The sequence below is a fragment of the Sphingomonas sp. CCH15-F11 genome (genome assembly GCF_001557005.1).
Classification (GTDB): domain Bacteria; phylum Pseudomonadota; class Alphaproteobacteria; order Sphingomonadales; family Sphingomonadaceae; genus Sphingomonas.
The window spans coordinates 1-11,068 of sequence record NZ_LSKG01000073.1; the positions used below are offsets into that span (position 1 = coordinate 1).

Here is an 11,068-nt window from a genome sequence, read left to right on the forward strand (position 1 = left end):
CGGCGGTGTCGACGGTCGCGCCGCACCAGATGCGCAGGCCCGGGGGGGCATCGCGATAGCCGGCGATGTCGAACGCCGCACCTTCGGCCTCGAGCAGACCGGCCATCTTCTTGATGAACGCTTCGTCGGCACCCGCAACGGTCAGGCAGACGCTGGTGGTCGAGCGGGTGGCCGGATCGGCGGCGAGATGGCCGAGCCAGTCGCGTGCCGCGACGATCCGGTCGAGTGCTGCGGCATTGGCATCCGACCGCGCGATCAGTCCGTCGGCGCCGCCGACCGACTTTGCCCATTCGAGCGCGAAGATCGCATCCTCGACCGCCAGCATCGAGGGGGTGTTGATCGTCTCGCCCTTGAACACGCCCTCGGCCAACTTGCCCTTGGAAACCAGGCGGAACACCTTGGGCAGCGGCCAGGCGGGGGTATAGCTTTCCAGCCGTTCGACCGCGCGGGGGCCGAGGATCAGGACGCCGTGCGCGCCCTCGCCGCCCAGCACCTTCTGCCAGCTGAAGGTCGCGACATCGATCCGGTCCCAAGGCAGGTCATAGGCGAACACCGCGCTGGTCGCATCGGCGAACGACAGCCCCTCGCGGTCGGCGGCGATCCAGTCGCCATCGGGCACCCGCACGCCGCTGGTCGTGCCGTTCCAGGTGAACAGGACGTCGTGGGTCCAGTCGACCGCGCCCAGATCGGGCAGTTGGCCGTAATCGGCGCGGGTGACGGTGGGGTCGATCTTCAGCTGCTTGACCGCGTCGGTCACCCAACCCTCGCCGAAGCTTTCCCACGCCATTGCGGTGACGGGCCGCGCGCCGAGCATCGTCCACATCGCCATTTCATAGGCGCCGGTATCGGAGCCGGGAACGATGCCGATGCGGTGGGTGTCGGGCAGCTTGAGCAGCTCGCGCATCAGGTCGATGGCATATTGCAGGCGCTGCTTGCCGATTTTCGAGCGGTGCGAACGGCCGAGCGAGGCGCCGGCGAGCTTGGCGGCATCCCAGCCGGGGGGCTTGGCGCAGGGGCCGGAGGAGAAATAGGGGCGCGCCGGACGGGTGGCGGGCTTGGCAGGCGCAAGGGTGGCGCCGGCGGTGGCGAGGTCAGTCATGTCAGTCTCTCCTTGCAGAGAGCACGCGCGGCGTTGGGACCGCGTGGCCCGCCGACGGCCCTAGAGCCGCGCGCGGCGAAGTCAATCGCTCGTTTCGGGTAATTTTCTGTCGTGGTGCGGGCGCGGGCGAGCGGCCGGGGTGACAGGGAGGTCGGCTCGGGTGGCGGATAGCGTGGAGCTGGGTTCAACCCGTCAACATCGTTTGGTTCGCGCGAAGTCGAGAAACGTGCCCGATGCACCATGCGTCTCGACTTCGCTCGACACGAACGGGTCTCATGGCGTTTAAGTGCGGTTGGTGTTGAGTTGTGGTTCCGGGGCGACATGATCGATTCAAGAACGCGTTGGCAACGACGGGCGCTCGTCACCGTCACGCTCGCCATCCTCCTCGCCAGTTGCGCCGGCGAACGCTCGCCCGAGCCGCCGCCGCGCCCCGCGATCCGCCCGCGCGCCAGCGGGCCGGTTCCCGCGATCGACCCAGATCCGGCGGCGACGCGGGCGTGCATGGCCGATCTGACCGCGCTGGGCGTCCGCTATTCGCCCTTGCCCGACCGCGATTATGGCAGCGGCTGCATCGTCACCGGCGCGATCCAGCTGCTCGATTACGGCACGCCGACGGTCGGGCTCAAATCGATGCGCTGCCCGCTCGCCCGGCATTTCGTCGCCTGGGTGTTCAACGGCGTCCGCCCGGCAGCGCGCCAGATCCTGGGCAGCGACGTGGTGCGCGTCGAGACGTTCGGCACCTATTCCTGCCGCGGCATCAATGGCGGCGGTCCGGCGACGGCGGGCAAGATTTCGCAGCACGGCCTGGCCAACGCGGTCGATGTCGCCGCCTTCGTGCTGGCCGATGGCCGCCGCGTCTCGGTCGAACAGGGCTGGCGCGCCGACGACCCTCAAGAACAGGAGTTTCTGCGCATCGTCCACCACTCGGCGTGCCGGCGCTTCACCACCGTGCTCGGCCCCGAATATAACGCCGCGCATTACAATCACTTTCATTTCGACCTGGGTGGCAAGCCGTTTTGCCGCTGAAACCATTTTCGCTTTGCCAGAACAGGCGATAAAGCCGCGCGCATGACCGAGACCCGAGTTCCCAGCCGCGTGTTCCGTCGCGCCGAAGAAGAAGCCGAAGCCGCGCGCGCCGCCCCGCACGACACGCCCCAGACCGCGCACCCCGCCTATCGGCTGGCGTTCCAGGACATGGAGTTCCTGTTGCGCGAGGATTTGCGCCCGGTGCGGTTTCAGCTCGAGCTGCTCAAGCCCGCGCTGCTGCTCGACGAGGCGAAGATCGCATCGACTTTCGTCTTCTATGGCTCCGCCCGCATCCCCGAGCCGGCCAAGGCGGAGGCGCTGCGCGACATCGCCAGCGATGACAATGCGCGCCGGATCGCCGAGCGATTGATCGCCAAGTCGCATTATTACGAGGTCGCGCGCGAGCTTGCCCGTATCAGCAGCCAGTGCGCCTGCGACGAAGCCGGCCAGCGCCATTTCGTCGTCTGTTCGGGCGGCGGGCCTTCGATCATGGAAGCCGCCAATCGCGGCGCGCAGGATGTCGGGGCCGAATCGATCGGGCTCAACATCGTCCTGCCGCATGAACAGGCACCCAACCCCTATGTCACGCCGGGCCTGTCATTCCAGTTCCACTATTTCGCGCTTCGCAAGATGCACTTCCTGCTGCGCGCGCGCGCGGTCGCGGTGTTCCCCGGCGGCTTCGGCACGTTCGACGAATCGTTCGAGCTGCTGACGCTCATTCAGACCGGCAAGGTCGATCGCATCCCCATCCTGTTCTACGGCCGCGAATTCTGGGAGCGCGTCGTCAATTTCGAGGCGCTGTGCGAGGAGGGCGTGATCAGCCCGCGCGACCTCGACCTCATCACCTTTGTCGAAACCGCCGAGGAAGGCTGGGCGATCGTCCAGAAATTCTGGGAACAGAAGACCGCGAACGGCGACGCGCGCTGAGCCTGGGGCCATTGGCGGGCATGCAATTCCCGGTCGGTCGATTTCGGAGCCTGCGATGATGATCCCCGTGCTGATCGTCCGCGACGTGCCGGAGGCGATCGCCTTCTTCACGCACCTGCTCGACTTCGCGCTGGTCGTGGCCACACCGGATGACGCGCCATTCCATGCCGTGCTGCGCAGGGGTGCCGACGAGGTGCAGCTGAAACTGGCGCATGGCGACCGCGCGGCGGGCGGCGCGTCGTTCATCGTCATCTGCGACGATATCAACGCGCGGTTCGCCGCTTTCGTCGATCGCGGGCTGGCGGTGCCGACGCGCGCGGATTCGCCGGTCCATGCAGGTCCGCTGGACCAGAGCTGGGGCACGCGCGAAGTCTATATCGACGACCCGAGCGGCAATACGATCATCTATCAGCAACGCTGAGCCTGGATCGCGCGGCCGGCCCGCGCGGAAGGCTCAGATGCCCGGCGTGCCCTGTTCGGCCAGCCGCGCCTGGGCGGCCCGGTATTTGACGGGTTCGGCGATGTCGAGACGTCGACGCGCGGCGGCAAGGGGTTCGGCGAGCAGTGCCTCGTAATCCTGGGCATGGAGCCAGGCGGCGCGCCTGCCATGGCGATAGCCTTCCCACACCGCGGCGGCGAAATGGCGTTCGCCGGTGACGCGCAGGCTCTTGAGCGCCGCGCCCGCGCCGATGAACGCCCAGCCGAGACCGCCGGTCTGCGCATAGCTGAACGCGACCAGGCAGGCTTCGCCCAGATGCTCCTCGGCGGTATAGCCGGTCAGCACGTGCCAGATGTCGTGGATGTCGCGCTCGCGCCGGCCGAACCACGCATAGGGATGCGGCGCGTCGCGCCAGCCTTCATTGTCGGCATTGGCGATATCGGCGAGGCCATCCGGGGAAAAGCCGGTGCGGTCGAGAAAGGCGAGATAGGCCGCGCCGACGCTGTCCGCAGGCAGCGACGCGAGCCATTCGCGGTCGGCGAAGCGCCGGGCGAGTTCGACCCGGGCATAGGCGATCCGCCCGCCCTGCGGCGTCGACAGCAGCCGGCGATAATTGCGGTGCGAGGTGTCGCCGTTGAGCGCGCGCATGATGCGGAACACCTGAACCGTGTCGTTGCCGTCGGCGAGCAGCCGGCGCAGCGCGCGCCACGCCGCCCCCCAGTCGCGCCGCGTCGGAATGCCGGGATTCACGTTCGTATCGAAGGTCGTTGCCATGTCGTCCCCGTTACTGACATAACTGTTAATAGATCATGGCGACCGACACAAGTCGAAAGGATGACAAGAGCTCTGGACATTTCATGCGAATCATGTAAAGAGCTCTTGTCAGAAGGTCGGCAATGGTTGTCACCTTCGGCGCGGATCGATGCGGTGAGGGACGGGTGAAGAACCGGTTGCGGGTGTTGCGGGCGGAGATGGCGATCAGTCAGGGCGATCTTGCCCAGCGGCTGGGCGTGTCGCGTCAGACGATCAACGCCGTCGAGACCGACAAATACGACCCGAGCCTGCCGCTCGCGCTGCGCATGGCCAAGATTTTCGGAGTGCCTGTCGATGCCATCTTCCTTGACGAATGGGAACCTGTCGGGGCTCCCGATGCGTGAATTGAGCCTGCGCGCGAAGCTGCTGCGCATCGCCCTGCTCGCCGCGCTGGGCGGTGCGGCCGGCTATGCGGTCGGTCGACTGATCGCGCAGAACGGCCTGTTCGACGGGGTCGAGCCGATACCGCCGGCGGACGTGCTGGCGCTGGCGCTGGCGTTCCTGCTGGTCCTGATGGGCGTCTGGGTCGCGATCGTCTCCACGCGCAGCGCCTGGTTCGCGCGCGCGGTCGAACAGCGCGAGCCCGGCGATACCGATCCGGTCGATCCGGCCGCGATCCGGTCGGCACGCATCCAGGCGGTGGTGTGCGTCATCGCCGGCGCGGTCCTCGCGGTGCCTCCGCTGGCGGTGGCGGCCGAACTGACCGACACCGCGCGCAGCCTGACCGCGATCGCGCTGCTCGCCCTGATCGTCGCACAGACCTGGCTGAACGGGCGGCTGTGGCGGATGAGCGATGAACTGACCCGGACCATGATCGTCCAGACGGGGGCCGCGTGCTTCTGGGGCCTGCAGCTCGCCCTGTTCACCTGGGCAGCGCTGGCGCGGATCGGCCTGCTGCCCGATTTCGGCACCTGGATCGCCGCGATCGTGACCATGGCGGTCTACCTGGTCGCGTCGATGGTCGTCGGCGTGCGGCTCGGCCTGGCGCGGGTCTGACCCGATATGCATATCGGTCGAGGCGAGACGCGGATTTGCGCGTCGCCCCGGCATTGCGCCGGGGGCCGCTATCTTCTGCTGGATCAGGCAGCGGGACCCCGGCGCAAGGCCGGGGTGACGCGGAAAAAGCAGATTCCGTTTCGAGACGATCTGCATTCGGTCAGCCGCTCAGAAAGAGCGGATCAATCATAGGTCATCACGCCGCAAATCGGCGTCGTCACACCCGCATGGGCATGAGCACATAGAGCGCGGCGGACTTGTCATTCTCGCGGATCAGCGTCGGCGATCCGGCATCGGCCAGGTGCACCTCGACCGTGTCGCCTTCGATCTGGCCGAGAATGTCCATCAGATATTTGCTGTTGAAGCCGATCTCGAACGATTCCGACGCATAGTCGCCGGGGACTTCCTCCGCCGCGGCGCCATGTTCGGGGCTGGTCACCGACAGCGTCACCTTGTCGCGGTCGAGCGCCATCTTGACCGCGCGCGCCTTTTCGGTGGCGATCGTCGACACGCGGTCGACCCCGGCCATGAAGCTCCTGGGATCGAGCTTGAGCAGCTTGTCGTTGCCGGTCGGGATGACGCGGTTATAGTCCGGAAAGGTGCCGTCGATCAGTTTCGAGGTCAGGATCGCCTGGCCGAGGTCGAAGCGGATCTTCGATCCCGACAGCGACACGCCGACCGAGCCGTCGACCTCGTCGAGCAGCTTCCTGAGTTCGTTCACGCATTTGCGCGGCACGATGACGTCGGGCATCGCATCCGCGCCGTCCGGACGCGGCACGGTGACGCGGGCAAGCCGGTGGCCGTCGGTCGCCGCCGCCTTCAGCACCGGCTGGCCGGCCGCGCCGCCATCCTCGCTGACGTGCAGGAAGATACCGTTCAGATAATAGCGCGTCTCCTCGGTCGAGATCGCGAAGCGCGTCTTGTCGATGATCTGCTTGAGCAGTTCCGCCGACAGCTCAAAGCTGGTCGGCAATTCGCCCTCGGCGATCACCGGGAAATCGTCGCGCGGCAGCGTCGAGAGGTTGAAGCGCGCGCGCCCGGCAACGACGGTCAGCCGGCCCTCCGCGGCGGACAGCTGGACCTGTGCGCCCTCGGGCAGCTTGCGCGCAATGTCGAACAACATGTGCGCGGGCACAGTGATCGCCCCGGCCTGGTCGATCGCGGCGGGCAGCGTCTCGTCGATCTGGAGATCGAGGTCGGTCGCCATCAGGCGGATCACGCCCTGACCGGTCGCATCGATCAGCACGTTGGACAGGATCGGGATGGTGTTGCGCCGCTCGACCACCGAATGCACGTGGCTCAGCCCCTTGAGCAAGGTTGCGCGTTCGATCGTCGCCTTCATTGTCCCAAAACCCCCGGTGCGCGCCCTATTCTTCCTGTCCCGGCAGGCATGGGCCCGCGGGCGTGGCGCTTCGCCACCCGTTCATCTCTAACGTGAAAAAGGGCCGGAGCAAGCGGCCCCGGCCCTTCCCGACGATTTTGTGACGCCGCCCCGGGGCATGGTTCCCCGGGGCGGTGCATCGGTCCTCAGAACCGCCAGCCGAGCCCGGCGACGACCTGGTGCCGGTCGGTATCGATGTCGAAGTCGCCGCTGACCGCGCCGTCGGCAAATTCGAAATTCGCGTTCGAGTAGTTCGAATAGCGGTATTCGACCTTGGCAAACGCGTTGGGGCCCAGCGCCTGCTCCAGCCCCGCACCCAGACGCCAGCCGTCCACCTCGAAATTCTCGCGGAATTCGGTGGTGCCGTCATTGGCGCGCACGTTCAGTCGGGCATTGGTGTAGCCGCCCTTGGCATAGACCAGCGTGTTGGGCGCCGCGCGCAGGCCGGCGCGCAGGCCGACATAGAGGTCGCGGCCGGTGCTGACCCGGCCGAAGCCGAAAAATTCGGGATCGGCGGTGTCGGTTTCGACCTTGCCGGTCGAATCCGAATATTCCAGGTCGGCGCCGATCACGGCACGCGAGCCGATCGCGATGTCGTAGCCGGCCTCGACCCCATAGAGGAAGCCGTCGACCGTCTGGTCGTCGCCTTCGAGATCGCTGTCCTCGCTGCTGCCGGGACGGATGCCGTCATAGCCGCCGAGCACCGCGATCCGCGGCCCCGTGAAGGTCGGGTCAGCGTCCTGGGCAAAAGCGGGCGTGGCCAAGGCCGACGTGGCGGCGAGGGCGACGAGAAATACGTAACGCATAGATACTCCTGAACTTCCACACCCCGATCGCGGGGTGGGAGGCGCTAACTAGGGAGCGCGCGAAGGCGTTGCATGAACCCCAGATAAACAAGGATTTCCGTTGCTTTTGCGCCACAGGGGGTTGAAATGGCGGCGATGGCAGATCACGCGACGGCGACCCGGAACCGGCCGGGCCGCGACTTCATCGCCCGGCATGGCGAAACCGTGTTCAACGCGACGCGCCGGTTGCAGGGCGAGCAGCTCCACACCCCGCTAACCCGCGCCGGCTTTGCCCAGGCCGACGCGATGGGCACACGGCTGCGCGCGCTGCTGGGGCCGAGGCCCGCATTGACGCTGTGGTCGTCGCCGACCGGACGCGCGCTGCAGACGCTGGCGGTGATCGCCGAGCATCTCGAGCTCGACTGGCACGCCGCGCAGGTCGATGCGCGGCTGGTCGAGATCGGCATGGGCAGCTGGGGCGGGCGCAGCTATGACGCGGTGATCGCCGAGGCGGGATCGGTGATCGACCCGGAGGTGCGGTCGCTGCGCCCCGCGCCAGATGGCGAGACCTATCCCGAGATCGCGGCCCGCGTGACGTCGTGGCTCGACGCGACCGACGCCGACCCCGGCGACCGGCTGGTCATCATGCACGGCGTGTCGAGCCGCGTGCTGCGCGGCGTGATGACGGGACTGGCCCCGGCCACCACGCTGGGCGCGCCCGTCGCCCCCGGATTGCCGCAGGGATCGATCGTGCGGATCGCGCGGGGCGTCGAGCATGTCATCCATCGCGGCGATGGCGGCGGGCACGCATGAGGGGTCGCGCGCTGCTGATCGCCCCCGCGTTGCTGATCGCTCCCGCGTTGCTGACCGCAATGCCGGCGCAGGCGGCGCGCGAGACGATCGGCGTGCACGGCCGCTGGGGCGCGTTTCGCGACGACGCGCCGCGCCGATGCTTTGCGATCAGCCGGCCGGTGCGATCGCCGCGCAGCCGTGCATGGCGCCCGTTCCTGAGCATCGCGCGCTGGCCCGGCACCGGCGCGCGCGGCCAGCTGCATGTCCGGCTGAGCCGTGCGGTTGACCGCCGCGCGCGCGTCACCCTGGCGGTCGGCGAGCGCCGCTTTGCCCTGCTTGCGGGACCGACCGACGCGTGGGCACCCGATGCCGCGACCGACCGCGCGATCATCGCCGCGATGCGCACCGCGCGCAGCCTGAGCATCGAGAGCGTGACCGCGGCCGGGGTGCCCTTTGCCGATGTCTATGCGCTCGACGGCGCGGCGACGGCGATCGATGCGGCGGTGCTGGCCTGTTCGGGAAGCGTCGCGCGCCGCTGACCCGGCGGGCTGGCGGCGATGCTGGCGCCCATGCTGGCGCCCATGCTGGCGAAAGTCGTGCGAGACGACTATATGGCCGCGATGCTTTCCCCATCGACCGTGCCCATGCCCGCCCCCGGGCGTATCGACCCCGTGCCCGTGCCGCGTGGCCCGGCGGTGCGCGCCGATGGTCGCGTCGACCTGATCGGGCTGCCGCGCGAGGGCGTGCGCGAGGCGCTGATCGCCGCGGGGATGGAGGCGAAGCAGGCCAAGCTGCGTGCCAAGCAATTGTGGCACTGGATCTATAATCGCGGCGCGACCGATTTCGCGGTGATGACCGATATCGCCAAGGCCCAGCATCCCTGGCTCGCCGAACGGTTCGTGATCGGCCGCCCCGAGGTGGTCGAGGCGCAGGTGTCGAGCGACGGCACGCGCAAATGGCTGTTGCGGGCCGATGCCGGCGACGGCCAGGGCGCGCAGGATTTCGAGATGGTGTTCATCCCCGATGCCGATCGGGGCACCTTGTGCGTATCGAGCCAGGTCGGCTGCACGCTCAATTGCAGCTTCTGTCACACCGGCACGATGCGGCTGGTCCGCAACCTGACGCCGGGCGAGATCGTCGGCCAGGTGATGCTGGCGCGCGATGCGCTGGGCGAATGGCCGTCCAGCCCCGACGGGCGGATGCTGACCAACATCGTGATGATGGGAATGGGCGAGCCGCTCTATAATTTCGACGCGGTGCGCGACGCGCTCCGGCTGGTGATGGACGGCGACGGGCTGGCGCTGAGCAAGCGGCGGATCACGCTGTCGACCAGCGGCGTCGTGCCGATGATGGCACGCGCGGGCGAGGAGATCGGCGTCAACCTGGCGGTGTCGCTCCACGCGGTGACCAAGGACGTGCGCGACGAGCTCGTGCCGCTCAATCGCAAATACGGGATCGAGGAACTGCTGCAGGCATGCGCCGACTATCCCGGCGCCAACAATGCGCGGCGGATCACGTTCGAATATGTGATGATCCGCGACAAGAACGACAGCGACGCCGACGCGCACGAGCTGGTGCGCCTGCTGCGCCGCTATCGCCTGCCCGCCAAGGTCAACCTGATCCCGTTCAACCCGTGGCCGGGCACCGATTACGAATGCTCGACGCCCGAGCGGATCAAGTCCTTCTCCAACATCGTGTTCGAAGCCGGCATCTCCGCCCCCGTCCGCACGCCGCGCGGCCGCGACATCGATGCCGCGTGCGGCCAGCTGAAAACAGCTGCGACCAAGAAGAGCCGGGCCGAGCGCGATCGCGAGGCGGTGGTCAGGGCTTGAACGTCCAGTCGATCGGAAAGCCAACCCAGACATTGTTGACGGCCTTGCCGTCCCTGATTTCCGGGTAGACGCGGAAATTGCGTGACGCGGCGAGCGATGCCGAACCGAATCCCATATCCGACGGCTGCTCCGACAATATCCTGCAGTTGTGCAAGCGCCGCGACTTCATCACCTGGCAGGCAAGATAGACCGTCCCCGATGCCCGTGCGCGCCGGGCGGCCGCTGGCACAAACGGTGCCAGGTCCCGTTCGGTCGGGATGAAGACCCATCGCGGCGGCACGATCGTCGGCGCGGCGCCATCGCCATCGCCGGCCCCCCGGCCGCGCCCGCTCCCAGTGCCACCAAGGCCCTGGATCCCAGACCCGAGCGAACCGGCACCGTCGGCAGTGCCGCGGCCAGCGCGCGCGGTCCCGTCGTCGATCGATGGCAGCGGCAAGGGGAGCGGCGGCACCAGCGGCACCTCGGTCAGCTTCAGTGGCGGGTCGGTCGTCGGATCGGGCGGCGCACCCCTTGCGTCGGCCGGATGCCGGACAGCGTCCGGCGGACCCGCCGGCCTCGGGCTGCCGCCGCTTACGGTCCGGCGCGGAACGTCGGGCTCGGCCTGGGCCCGACGCTCGGGGGCCGGCATGCGGGGCAGCGCGACAAACTCGGTCAGCAACGGTGCCTCCACCGCCGGGGCGATGACGGGCGGGACACCGAGCGTGAACAGCAACAGCCCGAGCAGAAAAAGGATTGCAGCGGACAGCGAGGCGGAAATGGCCCGCTCGCGCCGGGTGCGCGCCGTCGGCTGGGCAAAGGCATATCTGGCGTAGCCCGACTGCATCCGCGAAAAATGACGTAATGCCGGTCGACCGGCAAGAAAATTGGCGGAAAGCCGCTTCGTGGCGACAAGTCCGCGCAAAAGACCTGCCCTGCGGCCGCGCGCGTCAGATCAACGCCAGTCCCGCCAGCTTGCCGACGAGATCGGCAGGAAGCTCC

13 protein-coding genes are annotated in these 11,068 nt (G+C 68.0%); 8 read left to right on the plus strand and 5 right to left on the minus strand.

What is annotated here, in order from left to right; genetic code table 11:
- The coding region (locus AX709_RS07230) for a phosphoserine transaminase (protein WP_066548243.1) at positions 1-1,099 on the minus strand (1,099 nt) is incomplete at its 3' end.
- A gap of 321 nt (positions 1,100-1,420) precedes the next feature.
- On the opposite strand from AX709_RS07230, the gene AX709_RS07235 reads away from it, so the two are divergent.
- Genes AX709_RS07235 through AX709_RS07245 form a run of 3 tightly spaced genes read left to right on the plus strand, consistent with a single transcriptional unit; the run spans position 1,421 to position 3,473 of the window.
- Positions 1,421-2,125, plus strand: a complete 705-nt coding sequence (locus AX709_RS07235; RefSeq protein WP_066548245.1) for an extensin family protein — start codon at positions 1,421-1,423, stop codon at positions 2,123-2,125.
- Between the two features lie 42 nt (positions 2,126-2,167).
- Complete coding sequence (locus AX709_RS07240; RefSeq protein WP_066483323.1) at positions 2,168-3,052, plus strand: LOG family protein; 885 nt, start codon at positions 2,168-2,170, stop codon at positions 3,050-3,052.
- A gap of 55 nt (positions 3,053-3,107) precedes the next feature.
- Positions 3,108-3,473 carry a VOC family protein gene (locus AX709_RS07245; protein ID WP_066548248.1) on the plus strand — a complete coding sequence of 122 codons (366 nt, stop codon included), beginning with the start codon at positions 3,108-3,110 and terminating at the stop codon, positions 3,471-3,473.
- Between the two features lie 33 nt (positions 3,474-3,506).
- Here AX709_RS07245 and AX709_RS07250 read toward each other — a convergent pair whose 3' ends face one another.
- Positions 3,507-4,265, minus strand: coding sequence for a Coq4 family protein (locus tag AX709_RS07250; RefSeq protein WP_066483318.1), 759 nt, complete (start codon positions 4,263-4,265; stop codon positions 3,507-3,509).
- 164 nt (positions 4,266-4,429) lie between these two features.
- On the opposite strand from AX709_RS07250, the gene AX709_RS07255 reads away from it, so the two are divergent.
- Both AX709_RS07255 and AX709_RS07260 read left to right on the plus strand, forming a co-directional pair.
- Positions 4,430-4,648, plus strand: a complete 219-nt coding sequence (locus tag AX709_RS07255) for a helix-turn-helix transcriptional regulator (protein WP_066483317.1) — start codon at positions 4,430-4,432, stop codon at positions 4,646-4,648.
- On the plus strand, positions 4,641-5,300 hold the full coding sequence (locus AX709_RS07260) for a hypothetical protein (RefSeq protein WP_066548250.1): 660 nt from the start codon (positions 4,641-4,643) through the stop codon (positions 5,298-5,300). The genes AX709_RS07255 and AX709_RS07260 overlap by 8 nt, the downstream gene beginning before the upstream one ends.
- 217 nt (positions 5,301-5,517) lie before the next feature.
- Here AX709_RS07260 and dnaN read toward each other — a convergent pair whose 3' ends face one another.
- Together dnaN and AX709_RS07270 are read right to left on the minus strand one after the other, a co-directional pair.
- On the minus strand, positions 5,518-6,642 hold the full coding sequence (gene dnaN, locus AX709_RS07265) for a DNA polymerase III subunit beta (protein ID WP_066548259.1): 1,125 nt from the start codon (positions 6,640-6,642) through the stop codon (positions 5,518-5,520).
- Between the two features lie 185 nt (positions 6,643-6,827).
- Positions 6,828-7,487 carry an outer membrane protein gene (locus AX709_RS07270; RefSeq protein ID WP_066483309.1) on the minus strand — a complete coding sequence of 220 codons (660 nt, stop codon included), beginning with the start codon at positions 7,485-7,487 and terminating at the stop codon, positions 6,828-6,830.
- Positions 7,488-7,622: 135 nt separating this feature from the next.
- On the opposite strand from AX709_RS07270, the gene AX709_RS07275 reads away from it, so the two are divergent.
- The 3 genes from AX709_RS07275 (at position 7,623) to rlmN (ending at position 10,090) form a co-directional block, all read left to right on the plus strand.
- Entirely contained in the window at positions 7,623-8,279 is a 657-nt protein-coding gene (locus AX709_RS07275) for a histidine phosphatase family protein (protein ID WP_082731671.1), read from the plus strand.
- Positions 8,276-8,797, plus strand: a complete 522-nt coding sequence (locus AX709_RS07280; RefSeq protein ID WP_066548263.1) for a hypothetical protein — start codon at positions 8,276-8,278, stop codon at positions 8,795-8,797. The genes AX709_RS07275 and AX709_RS07280 overlap by 4 nt, the downstream gene beginning before the upstream one ends.
- 105 nt (positions 8,798-8,902) lie before the next feature.
- Positions 8,903-10,090 carry a 23S rRNA (adenine(2503)-C(2))-methyltransferase RlmN gene (gene rlmN, locus AX709_RS07285; protein WP_082731672.1) on the plus strand — a complete coding sequence of 396 codons (1,188 nt, stop codon included), beginning with the start codon at positions 8,903-8,905 and terminating at the stop codon, positions 10,088-10,090.
- Here the strand turns inward: rlmN and AX709_RS07290 are convergent.
- Positions 10,080-10,913, minus strand: coding sequence for a TonB family protein (locus tag AX709_RS07290; RefSeq protein WP_066548266.1), 834 nt, complete (start codon positions 10,911-10,913; stop codon positions 10,080-10,082). The genes rlmN and AX709_RS07290 overlap by 11 nt on opposite strands.
- Positions 10,914-11,068 lie beyond the last annotated feature (155 nt).

What these genes read in the sequence shown, in the direction of transcription:
- AX709_RS07240 (WP_066483323.1), top strand. Translation starts at nt 2,168, where the DNA reads ATGACCGAGACCCGAGTTCCCAGCCGCGTGTTCCGTCGCGCCGAAGAA.
- dnaN (WP_066548259.1), bottom strand. Translation starts at nt 6,642, where the DNA reads ATGAAGGCGACGATCGAACGCGCAACCTTGCTCAAGGGGCTGAGCCAC.
- AX709_RS07245 (WP_066548248.1), top strand. Translation starts at nt 3,108, where the DNA reads ATGATGATCCCCGTGCTGATCGTCCGCGACGTGCCGGAGGCGATCGCC.
- AX709_RS07280 (WP_066548263.1), top strand. Translation starts at nt 8,276, where the DNA reads ATGAGGGGTCGCGCGCTGCTGATCGCCCCCGCGTTGCTGATCGCTCCC.
- AX709_RS07290 (WP_066548266.1), bottom strand. Translation starts at nt 10,913, where the DNA reads ATGCAGTCGGGCTACGCCAGATATGCCTTTGCCCAGCCGACGGCGCGC.
- AX709_RS07270 (WP_066483309.1), bottom strand. Translation starts at nt 7,487, where the DNA reads ATGCGTTACGTATTTCTCGTCGCCCTCGCCGCCACGTCGGCCTTGGCC.
- rlmN (WP_082731672.1), top strand. Translation starts at nt 8,903, where the DNA reads ATGCCCGCCCCCGGGCGTATCGACCCCGTGCCCGTGCCGCGTGGCCCG.
- AX709_RS07260 (WP_066548250.1), top strand. Translation starts at nt 4,641, where the DNA reads ATGCGTGAATTGAGCCTGCGCGCGAAGCTGCTGCGCATCGCCCTGCTC.
- AX709_RS07250 (WP_066483318.1), bottom strand. Translation starts at nt 4,265, where the DNA reads ATGGCAACGACCTTCGATACGAACGTGAATCCCGGCATTCCGACGCGG.
- AX709_RS07275 (WP_082731671.1), top strand. Translation starts at nt 7,623, where the DNA reads ATGGCAGATCACGCGACGGCGACCCGGAACCGGCCGGGCCGCGACTTC.
- AX709_RS07235 (WP_066548245.1), top strand. Translation starts at nt 1,421, where the DNA reads ATGATCGATTCAAGAACGCGTTGGCAACGACGGGCGCTCGTCACCGTC.